The sequence below is a fragment of the Sedimentitalea todarodis genome (assembly GCF_032595355.1).
GTDB classification, from domain to species: Bacteria; Pseudomonadota; Alphaproteobacteria; order Rhodobacterales; family Rhodobacteraceae; genus Sedimentitalea; species Sedimentitalea todarodis.
The window spans coordinates 22142-38681 of the sequence record NZ_JASMWN010000025.1 but is presented as its reverse complement, the minus strand read 5'-3'; the positions used below and the strand labels follow the sequence as shown (position 1 = coordinate 38681).

Annotated in this window: 17 protein-coding genes; 8 read left to right on the top strand and 9 right to left on the bottom strand. The window is 65.2% G+C overall.

Translation table 11 applies throughout. The features are described 5' to 3' along the window. The first annotated feature begins 1 nt into the window (after position 1). A complete protein-coding gene (gene rfbA / locus QO231_RS22140) occupies positions 2 to 874 on the top strand; it encodes a glucose-1-phosphate thymidylyltransferase RfbA (protein ID WP_316781694.1) in 873 nt (290 codons plus the stop codon). Between the two features lie 22 nt (positions 875 to 896). Here the strand turns inward: rfbA and QO231_RS22135 are convergent, their stop codons facing one another. The 5 genes from QO231_RS22135 to QO231_RS22115 form a co-directional block, all read right to left on the bottom strand. After that, positions 897 to 1226, bottom strand: a complete 330-nt coding sequence (locus QO231_RS22135; protein ID WP_316781692.1) for a c-type cytochrome — start codon at positions 1224 to 1226, stop codon at positions 897 to 899. After that, positions 1216 to 2328, bottom strand: coding sequence for a PQQ-dependent sugar dehydrogenase (locus QO231_RS22130; RefSeq protein WP_316781690.1), 1113 nt, complete (start codon positions 2326 to 2328; stop codon positions 1216 to 1218). The genes QO231_RS22135 and QO231_RS22130 overlap by 11 nt, the downstream gene beginning before the upstream one ends. 110 nt (positions 2329 to 2438) lie before the next feature. Next, positions 2439 to 2840 carry a type II toxin-antitoxin system death-on-curing family toxin gene (locus QO231_RS22125; protein WP_316781687.1) on the bottom strand — a complete coding sequence of 134 codons (402 nt, stop codon included), beginning with the start codon at positions 2838 to 2840 and terminating at the stop codon, positions 2439 to 2441. Next, positions 2837 to 3061 (bottom strand): AbrB/MazE/SpoVT family DNA-binding domain-containing protein, encoded by a 225-nt coding sequence (locus QO231_RS22120; RefSeq protein WP_316781685.1) that lies wholly within the window; start codon positions 3059 to 3061, stop codon positions 2837 to 2839. The genes QO231_RS22125 and QO231_RS22120 overlap by 4 nt, the downstream gene beginning before the upstream one ends. A 211-nt stretch (positions 3062 to 3272) precedes the next feature. Continuing rightward, positions 3273 to 4388 carry a polysaccharide biosynthesis/export family protein gene (locus tag QO231_RS22115; protein ID WP_316781683.1) on the bottom strand — a complete coding sequence of 372 codons (1116 nt, stop codon included), beginning with the start codon at positions 4386 to 4388 and terminating at the stop codon, positions 3273 to 3275. 95 nt (positions 4389 to 4483) lie between these two features. Between QO231_RS22115 and QO231_RS22110 the strand changes: the two genes are divergently transcribed. The 7 genes from QO231_RS22110 to QO231_RS22080 all read left to right on the top strand — a co-directional run bounded on the left by QO231_RS22110 (position 4484) and on the right by QO231_RS22080 (position 12131). Further along, on the top strand, positions 4484 to 5353 hold the full coding sequence (locus QO231_RS22110; protein WP_316781681.1) for an NAD-dependent epimerase/dehydratase family protein: 870 nt from the start codon (positions 4484 to 4486) through the stop codon (positions 5351 to 5353). 29 nt (positions 5354 to 5382) lie between these two features. Next, entirely contained in the window at positions 5383 to 6003 is a 621-nt protein-coding gene (locus QO231_RS22105; protein ID WP_316781679.1) for a sugar transferase, read from the top strand. Further along, positions 6000 to 7058 carry a hypothetical protein gene (locus QO231_RS22100; RefSeq protein WP_316781678.1) on the top strand — a complete coding sequence of 353 codons (1059 nt, stop codon included), beginning with the start codon at positions 6000 to 6002 and terminating at the stop codon, positions 7056 to 7058. Before QO231_RS22105 ends, QO231_RS22100 begins: the two co-directional genes overlap by 4 nt. Positions 7059 to 7139: 81 nt before the next feature. Beyond that, positions 7140 to 8261 (top strand): GDP-mannose 4,6-dehydratase, encoded by a 1122-nt coding sequence (gmd, locus tag QO231_RS22095; RefSeq protein WP_316781676.1) that lies wholly within the window; start codon positions 7140 to 7142, stop codon positions 8259 to 8261. A 71-nt stretch (positions 8262 to 8332) separates the two neighbouring features. Further along, a complete protein-coding gene (locus tag QO231_RS22090) occupies positions 8333 to 9673 on the top strand; it encodes a coiled-coil domain-containing protein (RefSeq protein WP_316781674.1) in 1341 nt (446 codons plus the stop codon). Further along, positions 9670 to 11166: a hypothetical protein gene (locus tag QO231_RS22085; protein ID WP_316781672.1), complete on the top strand. Its 1497-nt coding sequence runs from the start codon at positions 9670 to 9672 to the stop codon at positions 11164 to 11166. The genes QO231_RS22090 and QO231_RS22085 overlap by 4 nt, the downstream gene beginning before the upstream one ends. Further along, positions 11163 to 12131, top strand: a complete 969-nt coding sequence (locus tag QO231_RS22080) for a hypothetical protein (RefSeq protein ID WP_316781670.1) — start codon at positions 11163 to 11165, stop codon at positions 12129 to 12131. The genes QO231_RS22085 and QO231_RS22080 overlap by 4 nt, the downstream gene beginning before the upstream one ends. Here the strand turns inward: QO231_RS22080 and QO231_RS22075 are convergent. From QO231_RS22075 to QO231_RS22060, 4 genes are read right to left on the bottom strand one after another with little or no spacing between them, the layout of a single operon-like run. Next, entirely contained in the window at positions 12128 to 12793 is a 666-nt protein-coding gene (locus QO231_RS22075) for a hypothetical protein (protein ID WP_316781668.1), read from the bottom strand. The genes QO231_RS22080 and QO231_RS22075 overlap by 4 nt on opposite strands. Further along, entirely contained in the window at positions 12793 to 14034 is a 1242-nt protein-coding gene (locus QO231_RS22070) for a glycosyltransferase (RefSeq protein ID WP_316781666.1), read from the bottom strand. Before QO231_RS22070 ends, QO231_RS22075 begins: the two co-directional genes overlap by 1 nt. Then, the gene (locus QO231_RS22065) at positions 14034 to 15008 is read right to left on the bottom strand and encodes a glycosyltransferase (protein ID WP_316781664.1); all 975 of its coding nucleotides are present in this window, start codon (positions 15006 to 15008) and stop codon (positions 14034 to 14036) included. Before QO231_RS22065 ends, QO231_RS22070 begins: the two co-directional genes overlap by 1 nt. Further along, complete coding sequence (locus tag QO231_RS22060; protein WP_316781662.1) at positions 14998 to 16311, bottom strand: hypothetical protein; 1314 nt, start codon at positions 16309 to 16311, stop codon at positions 14998 to 15000. Before QO231_RS22060 ends, QO231_RS22065 begins: the two co-directional genes overlap by 11 nt. Positions 16312 to 16540 lie beyond the last annotated feature (229 nt).

Below are 16540 nucleotides of genomic sequence, written 5' to 3'. Positions count from 1 at the left end.
CATGAGCACACGCAAAGGCATCATTCTGGCCGGTGGGTCGGGAACGCGGCTCTATCCGATCACCATGGGGGTCAGCAAACAACTGCTGCCGATCTATGACAAACCGATGGTCTATTACCCGCTGTCGGCCCTGATGCTGGCCGGGATCCAGGAGATCGCGATCATCACCACGCCGCAGGATCAGGCGCAGTTTCAGCGCACCCTGGGGACAGGCAGCCAGTGGGGCGTGTCGCTGACCTATATCGCGCAGCCCAGCCCCGACGGGCTGGCGCAGGCCTATATCCTGGCCGAGGATTTCCTGAATGGGGCTCCGAGCGCCATGGTGCTGGGCGACAACATCTTCTTTGGCCACGGGTTGCCGAAACTGATGGCGCGGGCCAATGCGCAAGAGACGGGCGGCACGGTGTTCGGCTATCACGTGGCCGATCCCGAGCGATATGGCGTGGTGGCGTTCGATCCGGATGGCGCGGTGCGCGAGATCATCGAGAAACCCGCCGTGCCGCCGTCCAACTACGCGGTGACCGGGCTGTATTTCCTGGACGGCACGGCCTCGGCGCGGGCGCGCGAGGTACAACCCTCGGAGCGTGGCGAGCTTGAGATCACCTCGCTTCTGAGCCTCTATCTGGCGGACGGGCTGCTCCAGGTCGAAACCATGGGGCGGGGCTATGCCTGGCTCGATACCGGCACCCATGCCTCGCTGCTGGACGCGGGCAATTTCGTGCGCACGCTGGAGGAACGGCAGGGGTTGCAGGCGGGTTGCCCCGAAGAGATCGCCCATGAACAGGGCTGGATCAGCGACGAAGACCTGGCGGCGCGGGCCAGGATGTTCGCCAAGAATGCCTATGGCGCCTATCTGGCGGGGCTGTTGAAATAGGGCGTTGCGCGCGCCGGCCCGTTCAGTCGAGGTCGGGGGCCGTCGCCTTGACCGAGATCGCTGCGAACCAGGCCGCAAGGTCGGCGATATCGCCGTCACTCAGGCCGGATGCGATGATGGTCATCTGGTGATGCTCGCGCGCCCCGTCCCGAAACGCCTTGAGCTGGGCGGCCACATAGGCGGCGTTCTCTCCGGCCAGGTTCGGGGCGTTGGGCGCCACCGCAAGGCCCAGCTCTCCATGGCATAAACTGCAGTGTTGCGCCTTTTCGCGCCCCGCCAGAACATCCTGTGCCCCGGCAGGGCCGGCACAGGCGAGCATCAGCCCGCCTGCAAGGACCCAGTCAGCCGTCATAGCTGATCCGGTAGACCACATTCGCAAAATCGTCGGACACCAGCAGTGAGCCGTCCGGCAATTCCGCGATGTCGGTCACGCGACCGACCGCGCTTTCCCCCTGTAGCCAGCCATCGGCGAAGACTTCCTTGCCCACGGCATTTCCCTCGTCATCGAACAGGATGCGCAGGATCTGATAGCCAACGGGCGAGGTGCGGTTCCACGAGCCATGCTGGGCGACAAAGGCATCGTTCTTGTAGTCGGCCGGGAACATGTCGCCATTGTAGAACTCGATGCCCAGATTGGCGGAATGCGCCTGGAACTCGATCACGGCAGGGGTCACCTCGACCGGGGGGGCCTTGTCTTCATACCCGGTCAGTTTTGTGTCGATGCCGCCAAGATACGGAAACCCGAAATGCGCCCCGGCTGCGGTCACGCGGTTCAATTCGTCCGGCGGGGTATCGTCGCCCATACCGTCGGCGCCATTGTCGGTGAACCACAGTTCATTCGTCACCGGGTGCCAGTCAAACCCGACCGAGTTGCGCACACCGTCGGCAACGACTTCGACGTCCGAGCCATCCGCGTTCATGCGAATGATCTTGCCGGTGTTGTCCTTCAGGTCGCAAATGTTGCAGGGCGCGCCCAGCGAGACATAGAGTTTCCGGTCGGGTCCGAACTTGATGTACCGCCAGCCATGCAGGAAACCTTCGTCGATGTTCTCATGCACGGTGTTCAGCGGATCGAGCGGCAGGGCGGTATCGAATTCGGCCGGGACCGGCCAGTTGGCGATGCGATCCTGCATGCCGACATACAGGATCGAATCCTGCATCGCGACACCGTTGGGCACGTTCAGCCCGGCCACCCGCTCCAGCACTTCGTCGGCGGTGCCGTCCCGGTTGGTGTCCACCATCGAATAGATATGCCCGTGACGCGAGCCGACATAGACAACCCCGTTCGGCTTGCCGACAACGATCGAGCGCGCCTTGGGCATTTCGGCGAACACTTCGATTTTGAAGCCGTCCGGCAGGTTGATCTTGTCCAGAACGCCGGAAAAATCGGTCCCGGCCTGCGCCGGTACACTGGCAACAGCCAGGGCCATGGCGGCGAAGATTGGTTTTGTCATGAAGTCCTCCCAGTTGTATTTACGCGCGCCACTGTGGACGCATGAATGTGAAAAGATAGCTGGAAAAAGGTATTTGTCAGCACGTTCGGCGCCATGGCCTGCCCGGCGGGTCAGATCGGTGCGGCCCCCTGCGCCAGCCAGCCCGCGAACTGCGCTTCGCTCACCTCGCTGGCGGCGAGCCCCTCCATCATCCGCACGCCGTCAAACGGGTCCGGGCGAAAGGTCAGCCCGTTCAGGCGCAGAAAGGTGAGGGCGGTCACCACCGCCGTGCGCTTGTTGCCATCGACAAAGGCATGGGCCTTGGCGATGCCGAACGCATAGGCGGCGGCGATGTCGGTCAGCGAGGCGGTTTCATAGGCGGCCAGGTTCATCGCCCGCGCAGAGCCCATTTCCAGAAGGGTCGCGTCGCGCAACCCCGGCGCGCCGCCATGGCGGGTGATCTGGCGGTCGTGGATGATCAGGATGGCGCGCAGCGGAACCCAGACGGGACCCGCCTTTCCGACCCCCGTCACGCCAGCGCCTGAAGCATGTCCCGGTTGTCATCCATCACGGTCTCCGCCGCCGCCAGCGCCTCTGCCAGCGCCGGATCATGCGCCATCACGCGCAGGCTGCCGTCATCGCCACGCACCACAAACAGCCGGTCGCCTTCCTTGGCGTCGAGCATCGCCAGCATTTCAGCGGTCAGCGTCATCACGGCGGAATTGCCGACCTTGCGGATCTTGGTTTCGATCATGGTGTGGCGCCTTCATTGTATGTACGTATGTATATACGGACGCAGGAAGGGGAGCAAGAGTGGGGCGAGTGAGATGGGTAAAAACGGCCGATATCGGTCATTTTTGGCCATACGTCAGATCCCCCCGAAAGTTCAGGATATTTCGAGGACAAAACCCCTGGGACGAAACCGGGGCAGGAGGCGCCCTACGCGTTTGCCTGTGGCAAACGCGTTAGATATTACCCGCTGCGCTGAACACGCCAAAGAAGTTGCCGATGACGTTGGAGACGGTCAGGGCGTCGTTGATCGGGGATTCGGTGGCCATGACCAGGTCGTCCGGGTTGATCTGGAAGCGGCGAGCCGAGAACAGACCGTCCGCCGTGGTCAGATCAAGGCTGAACACCACCCGGCTCTCGCGCGGGCCGCGCACGCCGGCGCGGGTGGCCGAAGCGGGGTATTCGCGCAGAACCAGCAGCCCCTTGGGATCGGCCTTGCTGTCCTGGAAGCCGCCCATGATCGCCACCGCGTCCATCGCCGACATTTCGTCCTTGGTGAAGGTGTAGAGATCTTCCTTGCCGGTCGCGCCGAAGGATAGGAAATACCGTTCGTCCTCTTCCAGGAACACCCGGTCGCCGCCCCTGAGCAGGGTATCCAGCGAGGGGTTGTTCAGGAGCTTGTCCACCGAGGTGCCATAGATCGAGCCGCCGCGCATCAGCCGGATCTGCGGGTTGTTCAGGTTCGAGCTGATGCCGCCGCCGGCCGAGATCAGCCCCAGCACCGAATAGTTGCGGTCCGGCATCGGGTAGGTGCCGGGTTGCAGCACGCCCGAGACCAGGTCGACCGAGTTGCTGCGCCCTTCGGTCATCGACAGCTGTACCTGGGCCGAGGGCACGATCATTTCAAGCGAGGTCTGCAATTCCTCGCGCGCCAGATCCGGGGTCAGCCCGATAACGCTGACCTTGCCCACATAGGGCATGAAGATCGACCCGTTGGAGGCGACCTCGACATCGGTCAGCTGGATTTCCTTTTGCTCTGTCGTGGTCAGCAGCGAGTTGTCCGAACTGTCCCAGATGCGGACGTTCAGCTTGTCGCCGGGCTGGATGATCTGGCTGCGCGCGCCCTGGCTGGCCGAGATCCAGCCGAGATGTTCCTGCTTGCCGGTGGCGGGCCATTGCGACACCGTCGGCAGGAAGGCGCGGTTCACCGAGTAGAGCGCGAATCCGGCGGTGGCCTCGTTGGCTTCTTTCAGGATTTCCTCGCTGGCCGGGGCACCGCCGGGCAGGCGGGAACAGCTGGTCAGGGCGGAGACCAGCGCCAGCGCTACAAAAATCTTTGGAAGAATGCTCATATACAAGAGGCCTGTCATCAATGTTCAGGGGGCTGGTGGTTGCCGGCCCGCAAGATACTGTTACAGGAAAACCGGTCAACTGCGCGAGGGGGCAGATGCAGTTTCCCAAGACAATGGTACTGGGTGCAACAGGTCGTATCGGCATGATCCTGCGCAAAAGCTGGGATCCGCAGGCGATTTCGTGGCAAACCCGCAAACCGCAGGCCGGGGCAGGCTGGGTGGTTCTGGATCCTTTGACAGACCCCGAGTCGCTGAAACGTGCCGCAGACGGGTGCGAAGCGATTCTGTGCCTTGCCGGGGTGGTGCCGGGCCGGTCAGGTGCGGGCCAGTCAGGTGCGGGCAAGCCGGGGGCGATCGCGGACAACATTGCTCTGGCCGAGGCCGCCCTGCGGGTTGCCGCGCCGGGCGCACGGGTGTTGCTGGCCTCATCCGCCGCGGTCTACGGGGCGACACCGGGCCTGTTGCGCGAAGATCATCCACCGGTGCCGCTGTCGGAGTATGGCCGGGCCAAGGCCGTGATGGAGCGGCGCGGCGCAGAACTGGGGGCGGCGCGCGGTGTCGCGGTGACCGCGCTGCGCATCGGCAATGTCGCCGGGGTGGATGCGATCCTGGGCGGCTGGGCTCCGGGGTTCCGGCTCGATCAGTTTGCCGACGGGCGCACCCCGCGGCGCAGTTATATCGGGGTTCAGACCCTGGCCCGGGTGCTGCGGGATCTGATCATCGCACCGGACCTGCCCGGCATCCTGAATGTCGCCGCACCGGGGGCGATCGAAATGGGCGCCTTGCTGAAAGCCGCCGATCTGGACTGGACGCCGCGCCCGGCACCCGATACCGCCATTGCCAAAGTTGAGCTGTGCACCGGAAGGCTCGCGCGCTTTATCCGCTTTGACGCCGACGACAGCAGCGCCGCAGCGATGGTGGCCCAGTGGCGGAAAGCAGGCTCTGACAAGGGACAGACGGCATAAGATGACGTGCAAAAGATGACACGCAAAAGATGACCTGGCAAAAGCGCATTCTGGACCTGGTCTTTGCCTGCCTTCTGGTGGCCATCCTGGGGCCGGTCCTGATCGGGCTTCTGGCCTGGTTGCTGTTCAGGGAAGGCCGCCCGCTGTTCTACGTGGCCGAGCGGATGAAAGGCGTGGATCAGCCCTTCATGCTGTGGAAACTGCGCACGATGACGGTGGTGGAGGGCGATGCCGGTGTTTCCGGGGGCGACAAGGCGGCACGGATCACCCCGACGGGAGCCTGGCTGCGGTCGCGGCGGCTGGACGAGTTCCCGCAGCTCTGGAACATCATCCGGGGCGATCTGAGCTTTGTCGGCCCGCGCCCGCCCTTGCGGCAATATGTAGAGGCCTGTCCCGAGCTTTACCGCGAGGTGCTGAAATCGCGCCCCGGCGTCACCGGGCTGGCCAGTATCGTCTATCACCGGCACGAGGTCACGTTGCTTTCGCGCTGCGCCACGCCGGAGGAGACGGACGCGGTCTATCGGCGCATCTGCGTGCCCGCAAAGGCACGGCTGGACCTGATCTATCAGCGCCGCCAGAGCATCTGTCATGATTTCGACCTGGTGTTCCAGACCATCGGAAACCTGTTTCGCCGGAACCGCGAGACGTGATCAGGGTCTTTACGACCGGACGGCATGCACATCGCTCGCCCCTGCGCTATCCGGCGCTGGCGGACCTGTTTCAGGGCGAGATCACGCAGGTGACGCGCCCGGACGAGGCCGACCTCTATGTCTTTGCCCATAGCGTCGACATTGCCGAGGCTCCGCATGCGATGGTGGCGGATTGGCGGGCGCGCCGCCGCCCTGTCGTGCTGCTGTCGGAGGAACCGTTCTGGGATACGATCTGGACCCGCCGGCCGATGGAGCGGCACATCAGTCTCGAAACCGGGTTTGGCGCGCTGCCGGTGGTGCAGCTGGCGCATGCCACTAGCGCGATTTTCCGGTTCCGCGAGATCCCCTATTACCTGCTGACCAACAACCGCTTTGCCAATGCCTATCGCTGGCGGTTCGCCCGCAACGCCAGCCGTGGCGCCCGCTACTGGCGCCGCCATTTTGCGGCGCGCGAGGAGGATCTGACCTTCATGTTCGAGCGCCGCCCCGGCGCGCTGCATGACGTGAAATGGCCTGCGGGCGATATTGTCGGGCTCTGTGCCTGGCGCACCACGCTTGCGGAACGCTGCGAGGGCGACAAGGTGCAGCGGCTGGGGCAGAGCTGGCAGGGTGGGGTCAGCCGGTTCGATCTGGCGAACTGGCATTTTGACAAGCTGATGCGGCTGGACGGGGCGACCGGCACATTGGCGGCGATCGAGAACACCCACCAGCCCGACTATCTGACCGAAAAGCTGTTTGATGCCTTCGCCTGCGGCGCAAGGCCGCTTTATCATGCCAGCCCCGGCCACCGGCTGCACCAACTGGGCCTGCCTGAAGGGTCCTGGCTGAACCTCCATGGGCTGACGCCGGAACAGGCGGCCGGGCGGGCGCGGCAGCCCTTTGCCGGGGACGCGTTCATCGAGGCCTTTCACGGGGCACAGCTGCGGCTGGCGGCGCTGTTTGGCGATGCCGGGGCGCTGGTGCGCGAACGCCGGCGGCTCAGATCCGAAGTCCTGGGCGCATTTGCAACCCTCCTGGAGGTGCACGGAGATACTGCGCCGGGTGTGTGCCCCTGAGCCGAACCCATGGGAGCGCGCTCTTGTGACAGGGGGCAAACCATATTATCGCAGGACGCAATCGCGAGGTGAACATTCGACATGACCAAAACAGCATTGATTACCGGGGTGACGGGACAGGATGGATCCTATCTGGCGGAATTCCTTCTGGAAAAAGGATACGAGGTCCACGGTATCAAGCGCCGGGCGTCCTTGTTCAATACCGCCCGGGTAGATCACATCTATGAAGATCCGCATGTGGATCACGCCCGGTTTCAGCTGCATTACGGCGATCTGTCGGACACGTCGAACCTGACCCGGATCATCCAGCAGGTGCAGCCTGACGAGGTTTACAATCTGGGTGCGCAATCGCATGTGGCGGTCAGCTTTGAAGCGCCGGAATATACCGCCGATGTGGACGCGCTCGGCACGTTGCGGCTTTTGGAGGCAATCCGGTTCCTGGGGCTCGAGAAGAAGACCCGGTTCTACCAGGCCTCTACATCAGAGCTCTATGGTCTGGTGCAGGAAACTCCGCAGAAAGAGACCACGCCGTTCCATCCGCGCAGCCCCTATGCGGTGGCCAAGATGTATGCCTACTGGATCACGGTGAACTACCGCGAGGCTTACGGCATGTATGCCTGCAACGGCATCCTGTTCAATCACGAGAGCCCGCGGCGCGGCGAAACCTTTGTCACCCGCAAGATCACCCGTGGTCTGGCCAATATCGCGCAAGGGCTGGAGCCCTGCCTTTACATGGGCAATATCGACGCGCTGCGCGACTGGGGCCATGCCAAGGATTATGTGCGCATGCAGTGGATGATGCTGCAACAGGACACGCCCGAGGATTTTGTCATCGCCACCGGCAAGCAGTACAGCGTGCGCGCGTTCATCATCTGGTCCGCCACCGAACTGGGCATCACCCTGCGCTTTGAAGGCGAAGGGGTCGACGAGGTGGCCATCGTCGACGCGGTCGAGGGCGACAAGGCCGTTGCGCTGGCGCCGGGGGATGTGATCATGCGCATCGATCCGCGCTATTTCCGCCCTGCCGAGGTCGAGACCCTGCTGGGCGATCCCACCAAGGCCAGGGAGCGTCTGGGCTGGGTGCCCGAGATCACCGCGCAACAGATGTGTGCCGAGATGGTGACGCAGGATCTGGACGAGGCACGCCGCACCGCGCTGCTGCGCAGCCACGGTTTTCAGGTCGCGCATTCGGTAGAAGGCTGATCGGGGCGGGGCCGGAATAGAGGTCGGGCCGGAATAGAGGTCGGGTCGGAATTTGGAGCGGGGACAATGACATGACGCTGGCAATCCTGAACCTGTCCGGGTTGGACGAGGCAGGGTGGCGGCCCTGGTTCGAGACGGTTCTGCCAGCGAACACCGACTGGCAGGTGGCGGAGGATCCGGATGATCTGCCGGCTGCGGACAGATATGTGCTGATCTATGACGCCCCGGATACCCGGTTCCTGCGGGCGATGCAGGAGGGGGCGCCGTTCGGGCAGATCATCGCCGACTGGACAGAGCATGCCCGACAGGTTCTGGCCCGCTGGCGCAAGGCGCGCCGCCGCCTGTACCTGGTCGATGCCGATGCGTTTGCCGCCGCCCCCGAGATGCTGGCCGAAAGTCTCGGCGGCTGGCTGGGCTGCGATATGGGCACGCCGCCTGCCGGCGATCGCGACGCGGAGGTGCATCCCCTGGCCATCCTGGCCGCGCAGGCGGCGCATTGCCTGGACCCGGTGCGCCAGCTGGCGGACGAGCTTGAGGTTGGCGGCATATCGCCCCGGCTGGCCCGGCAGGGCAGCGCCGCCCGGTTGGGCGCGGCCTATGCGGCGTGGCAGGCGCAAGCCGCGGCGGCGGAAAAGAGCGCCGCCCGGAACAGGCAGCTGGACAAGGCAAAGGCCAAGACCAAGGCTGTGCAGGCGGACAGGACAAGAGCCCGGCGCGAGGTGAAGGCCCTGAGCGCCAAGCTGCAGGAGGTCACCGCCAAGACCGACCGTCTGCAGGCGGAACTGAAGACCCGGAAGGACGCGATCAAGGCGGAGCAGGCGGAGGACGCCCGCAAGCGGATCGAGACCCTGACCGCAAGGCTGGAGACGGCCGTTGCAGAGGCAGACAGGCTGCGCGCCGACCTGAAGGCCCAGAAGGACACCGCCAAGACGGCGCAGGCGGGCGAGGCCAAGACCCGCCATGAGGTCGAGGCGTTGACTGCACAGCTGCAACAGGCGACGGCGGAGGCAAGCCGCCTGGATGCCGATCAGACGGCCGAAAAGGAGGCGGCGCAGGCGCTGTTTCACGAAGAGATCGAACTGTTGCAACAACAGTTGATGACCGTGCAGCAGGCGCTGGAGCAGGAATATCGCGATGGGCTGGCGCTGCGCAAGGCGGCGGGCAGCGACCGGCATCAGCTGCGCAGCGATCTGGACCGGATGCGCCGGGCCGCCGAACTGGAACAGCTGCGCCTGTCGACGATGCTGCAGGAGCAGGCGGAACAGATTGCCGCCCTGCTGGAAGAACAGCGGACGCTGACGACCGAACTCGACCGCAGCCGTGAAGAGGTGGATGGGCTGCTCGCCTCGACCTCATGGCGGATGACCGCGCCCCTGCGGCGGGCTCGGCTGGTCGTGGCCAAACCGACATGAGTCCTGCGGAAGCCCTGTATATCGGCTGCGGACCTGCGCCCGATATCGACCCGGATGCCGAACGCGTGGTGCTGGTGGAACCCAACCCGGATCACGTGCCGGTCCTTCGGGCGCAGGTCCGCAAGATGGGCAACCGCGTGCGCCTGATCCCCGCGGCCGTGGCCGCAGACACCGGCCGTGCGCCGTTTCATATCTGCAATTTCTCCGATCTCTCGGGGCTTGAGGTGCCGGCGGCGCTGTTTGAGCTGATGCCGGGGCTGAGACAGGTGAAGACCGCCCAGGTGCAAACCCTGTCGGTGGCCGACCTGCTCAGGCAGGCCCGGATCCGGAGCGATGGCTATGCGCTGCGCTGCGAGGCCTGCGGGGTGGTGCCGCAGCTGCTGAACCAGTTGCTGGCGGAACAGGAACTGGACCGGGTGGCGACCCTGTGGCTGACCGTCGGGGCCGAACCGTTTCACGGGCCGGGCAGCGATGCGGACTCGGTGATCGGGCTGTTGCAGGATCATGGCTATCGCCTGCTGGCGCGCGAGGACGAGGCGGATCCGGACTGGCCCTGCCTGAAGTTCGAACAGGACAGGGCGCTGCTGGATCTGACCCGCGCCCGCGACGCGGCCAGGGCGGCAGCGGCAGCGGCGCAACGCACGCTCGAGACCGAACGCGCCGGGATGCAGGCCCAGCTGGAGGCGGCGGTGAAAAATGCGCGGACCGACGGGCAGGCCCAGATCGAAGCGATGCAGGCCGATCTGGCGAATGTGCAGGACCGGGCCAAGGCCCTGGACGCGCAACGGGAGCGCCTGCGGGCGGACCTGGAAACCGCCCGCGCCGAAACGGCCAGCCTGCGCAGCGCGCTTGAAAAGTCCGCAACCGAGAGGACCGCCCTGAAAGAGCGGCTTGCATCGGCAACCGGGGAGCGGGACGCCGCGCACGCGACGACAGAGACGGTCCGGACCAACACGCGGGCGCAGATCGCGGCGGCCCAGGCCGAGACCGCAGACCTGCAAAAGCGGGTTGAGGCGCTGAGCCAGGAAGCGGAACGGCTGCAAACCGAGGTCGAGACCACGGGGGCAAAGACCCGGGCTGAACTGAAGGCGGCGCAAGAGGCGCGCGCCGCGGCGGAGGCGCAACTGGCCGGGGCCCGGACAGCCCGCGCCGAGGTTCAGGCGCAGTTGACCACGAGCGGCACCGAGATCGCCGCGCTGCAAGAGCGTGTCGCGGCCCTGATCCGGGATCGGGATACACAGCGCGCGGCGGCGGAAACCGCCCGGACCGACCTGGGCATGGCCTTGCGGATGCAGGCGATGGCGGCGGCGGATCTGAAGGATCTGCAGGAGCGCCACACCGTGCTGAGCGCAACCAAGGACAGGCAGGACGCGGTGCTGGGCCAGCTGGCGCTGCAACTGGGCGATGTCTCCGAACATCTGCAGCAGATCGAAGCGGCCCCGGCGGCCCCGCGCCTGCAGCGGGATACGACGGCGAAAAAGGACGGCGCATGAGCGCGCCCACCGATCCCCAAGCCCTGCTGGCCCGGATCGAGGATGCAAGGGCGCTCCTGAACACTCATGATCACCAGAAGGCGCTGACCCCGCGCCTGGCCGACCCCTTGCCCAGCCTGATCCAGCAATGCCGGTCCCTGAGCGAAGAGGCCGCGCAGGTCGAGGCGGAGCCGGTGCGCTGTCTGCATCACTTTGCCTGTACCGGCGGCACGCTGATGGCCCGCTACCTGGCGGTACAGCCCAACACGATCCTGCTGAGCGAGATCGACCCGCTGAGCCGACTCCATATTGATGGCGAGCCCCCCCGGTTCGCGCCGACGGATCTGATCCAGCACCTGCGCTACAGCCCGCGTGAGATTCCGCAAGAGGTGATCGGCGACGTGTTTCTTGCCGGGCTGGCGCCGCTTTTGGCCGATTGCCGGGGGCGCGGGCGCCGGCTTGTGTTGCGCGATCACGCCCATTCGCAATTCTGCCATGGCGATGCGCCCCAGGACCGCCCGACGCTGCGGGCGTTGCTGATGCGTCGCTATCCCGTGCGCTCGGTGGTGACGGTGCGCCATCCGCTGGATGCCTACCTGTCGCTGAGCAATAACAACTGGCTGCATTTCACGCCGGGCACGCTGGATGAATATGCCCGCCGGACCCTGGCGTTTCTGGACGCGCACGAGGGGGTCGAGATCTTTCGCTACGAAGATTTCCTGGCCGCCCCGGACCCGCATCTGCGCAATATCTGCAAGGTGCTGGACCTGCCATTCGCGGGGGTGCAGGCAGAGCTGGTGGCGTTGATGCCCCTGACCGGCGACAGCGGGCGCGGCGGGCAGGGTCTTCAGAGCCGCCCGCGCCGCCCGGTGCCGGATGACATCGCCGCCGCGGCGCGCACATCGAAACGCTATATCTCCCTGTGCGACCGGCTCAAATATGACCCGGCGCCGGAGTCAGGCACCGGCGGGTCGGCAGGGCCTTAGCGCCCGCGTGCCAGAACCTCGTCATAAAGCCGCATCGGTTCGGGATTCCTTGCCAGGGCCTCCTCGACCTCGGCGCGTTGCTCCTGCTTCAGCGTTTCGCGCTCTTCGGTCGGAACACCGACACGTTCCGTGGCCTTGTCGCCATGTCGCTTGGCGGCGCGGGTCCGGGCCTGATCCTGCGCCCGTGCGGTGTCGCGGGCGAGATCGTCAGAGAGCGGCAGCGGATCGCCCAGAACGGCGTTGAGACGGGTGAGGACCGCGTTGAAATTGTTCACCGTTTCCTCGAATTCGCCAAGGATGAACGGCTTGTTCAGCTGCAGGGTCCGGGAGTAGAACGTCACGTAGCGATCCAGGCAGAACGCAACGGGCCGCCCCGAAAAGATCTTGTAGGACAGGATGGCGGCGGCCGGGTCGCGGATCAGCACAACGATCGGGATCTTCTGGAGCGCGCCCAGACGCAGGTTCAGCACCGAATGGGTGTGGTGCCCCATGGACGGACGCTTGTGCCCGGCGGCGTCGCAGATGACGTTGATCATGTCGACGGAAAAGGTGTTGGCGCTGCGTGGATAGCCTTCGACCACCAGCTTGCTTCTGGGCTGGCAGACCAGGTTGTGCATGTTCTTTTCCAGAAGCTTGGCACGGATTTCGTCTGGGCTGGGCATCAGGCGTGACTTTCTTGTTGTTCTGTCTGCGCGCGCGGGATCGCCGCTGCGATCCGCAGGAACTGTGCGGCGACCCGGTCGGCGCGGTGATCGTCGCGAATCCGGGCCGTGGCCTCGGGGAGTGGGGCAAGCCCCGCGATCGTGGCCAGCAACACATCGGCAAAAGCCTCTGCGGTATAGCTGTGGGCGATGCCGCCGATGTCATAGGTTTCACAAAATTCCGCGCAGCCATGGCCAGGACCGACCACCGGAACGCAGCCATAGGCGCCGGCCTCGACCAGGATGTTGGGCCAGTTGTCCTCATACGAACAGCTGAGCACGATGTTGCTGGCGGCGAAGATGCCGACCAGCCGGACATGATCGCTGATGCGCCCATGCAAAACATGGGTCAGACCGCTGGCATTCAGCCGGTCAACCAGCATCGGATCGGCCTGGCCGACCACATCGATCTGCACCCTGCGCCCTGCGGGCAGCCGGTCGTGCAGGGCGGCGAGACTGTCCAGCGCCAGCGGCATGCCCTTGCGCCGTTCGGCAAGGGAGTCGGCAATCAGCAGGATGCGGATGATGTCGTCATCCGGACGTCCGGCCCCGGTGTCCAGCGGCGCATAGGCGTTGCGCAAGACATGTGCCCGCTCGCCCGGTACGATGCCGCTGGCCATGGCCTGATCCCGCAAAAACCCGCTGGGGGCGGCCAGATGCACGTTGTCATGGGCAAATATGGCGCGTTTGACGCGCAGATTCACCGGGATGAAGCGGGCGTCACACAGGCGCGAATCCACCTGTGGACAGCCAAGGCAGCCGCGCATCATACCGGTGCAACCCGCCGGGTAATGGCAGCCGCCGGTGAAGTAGTGATAGTCATGCAGCATGAACAGCATCCGCGTGCCGCGCGCGGCCAGCGCCTCCAGTTCCGCCAGCCCCAGCAGGTACGAGGCCCAATGCACGTTCACGATATCATAGCCCGACAGCAGCTCGATCAGCCAGTCGCGGCGATAGCCCGGGTATTCCACGGTGAAATGCGTGTCGGTGAGCTGCCGGTTGCTCTTGCTGCCGGAGGGCACCACAGCTTCGGGCAGAAAGCCGCCCAGATCCCCGGCGGTCAGGAAATCCGCACTCAGCCCGTCCTGCGCATCCAGTGCGCCGGCCAGCCGCTGGGCGGCAATGCCACCGCCCCCCGCGCCGGCGCTGGACAGAACGGCGATCCGGGTTGGTCCACCGGAGGAGGAGGCCGCATCCCGCATCACATTGCCTCAAGATCCAGATCCAGCAGCAGTGCCCGGTTTTTCTCGACCGTGCCTTGCAAGGCGGCAAGCTGCACCTCCAGCACGTTGTCGCTGGCGCGGGGCGGGGCCACCGGTTGCGGCGCGGGGGCCGGGGCGGGTACGCTGCTGGCGGCCTCGGCCTCGTTGAACAGGCCGACCAGGATATCCAGCGTCCTGCGGGCCTCGGCCATACCGCCGTGGCGGGCCTGCACCAGTGCCAGTTCGGTGATCGATTCCGCGCGTTTGTCACGGGTCTTGCAGTCTTCGTGATAGACCGAATAGGCGATATCGCGCGGCAGGTGCAGGAAGCTGTATTTCGCCGCCATGCCCAGGAACAGGTCCGCGTCCATCGCATAGTGATGGTCAAGCTTCACCGGACCGACCGCGTTCCAGGCCGCGCGCGAAAAGAACACGCTGGGCTGGATCAGGTGATGGGCGGCATAGTCCAGCAGGTAGGAGAAGGCGAGTTTTTCCGGCGAGAACCGGAAATGGTGGATCGGGCTGAAATCCTTTTCCGTCAGGTAGGCATCGCCAACCACCACTTCGGTTCCGGGATTGGCATGAAACGCACGGCGCACCGCCACCAGCGTGTTGGGCAGGATGACGTCATCGCCGTTGAGCCAGTAGAGGATCGGCTGGGAGGCGCGCTCGTACCCCTTGTTGATCGCGTCCGACTGGCCCTTGTCCTTTTCCATCACCACCACGGCAAGGATGTCGCGGTAATGCTCGACGATCTGCGGCGTTGCATCGGTGCTGCCGCCATCCATCAGGATCAGTTCGACCCCGTTCAGATCCTGACACATCAGGCTGCGCAGGGTCTTTTCCAGAAAGGCGGCGGAATTGTAGATCGGGATCACGATCGAAACCCCCGGCAGGTCAGCCTCGGCGGCGTCGAGGATGAGCCCGTCCTCCCATGGCAGGATGGCATCGGCACGGATCGGTTCAGGCAGCATGACGGACCCCTTGGGCATGGGACAGGATTTCGCGCAACAGCAAACGCTCGTCATCGCATTCGCAGCCCTGCACCAGATAGTTGAATATACGCGGATTGAAAATGCCGTGCTCCACCAGTTCGGCCCCGAACACCGATGTGATCTCGAGCTGCAGCATTCTGGGGTCGTCCGCGAGCGTCTCGCGCAGATGGCGGATCGCTTTGCCATGCAGGTTGCCTTCGGGGTACTGGGTGCGCACCGGCACCGGGCCGGGCGTGAACAGGTCCCGGCATTCCAGGCAGAAGAGGATCGCCAGGAGGCGCTGGCTGAACCGGTGATGCGGGTCCGGGTTGACCTCGAACACGTCCCGCGCCCAGGGCAGGTCGCAGGCCCCCGCGGTCCTCGCCTCGGTGGCCAGATGGGCGATGGACCCGCGCCGCGTCACCCAGCCCTGAACCGGACAGAGCCGCAACAGCCGGTCCGCCAGCGCCATCGCCGCCGCATCGGGCAGGGTGGCGGCGCGCGGCGGGGCGAGGAACATCATCTGCATGCGCGCCGTCAGCGGCGCGGAGCGGTCGCATTCCCATTCGATCACCCGCTGAAAGATCGCCGCCGCCTCGGTCGGGTTTTCGGTCTCGATCCCGGCCAGACGGCGCATGTCCGGCAGGTAATGGGCAAATTCATCCATGCTGCTGTAGGTGGTCGGATGGCGCTCATGCAGCAAGAGTCCGCTATCGGCAAGGCCGCCCCCGGCAGACAGGATCAGCGCGCCCATCACGTAATCCCAGCCGATCATCCCGAAACACATGCGCCCGGCGCTGGTGCTGGTGCCGGCCCGCTCCAGCACCTGTGCCAGCGACGCGCGCGAGAACACGAACGCGTCCAGCCCCCCGCGATAGGGCGCGCGATCTCCGAAACGTACGGTCTCGGCGGCCCCACAGTCTTCGCGGGTCAGCGCCATGGCCGGAAAGTGATCCAGCCAGTGGCCAAGCCCGGCAGGGCTGCGCATGGCCGGGAAAAGGTCGGAATTCACCACCGCCACCGGCCCGGTTCCGGGCTGCTCCCGCAGGCGGCGCAGGGTGGCGAGGATCTGCGGCACCGGCTTGCCGTGAAGCGCCTGCCCGGTATCGGCGGCAGACAACCGCAGGATGTCGGCCTCGGCCAGCCCGAGGGGGATCAGCCGATCCGCCTCGTCGTCGACATTGACAGTCAGGATGCGGACACCAAGAGCTTTCCAGGCCTGAAAACAGCGCAGTTGCGTCTCGATGCGGGAAAACGGATTCAGCGACGTGACCGCTGTCACGGCAGACTCCGAACGCTCCATTGCCAAACACCTTTCAAAACGCCCTGTGCATTCGCGCGCAGGGCGACAGCCCGCGTTTACGATCTGCTTGGCACGAAAGAAAGAGCCGCATCCGGGATTCCGCGGATTCACAGCGATTTGCCGGACAGGTTCGAGTGTATCGCGCAACTATGCCGCCCAAAGAGGCACGCTGGCAAAGACCGTGATCCTGCATTAAACCCTGCGGACAGGTTCGACGGTACAGCGAAAA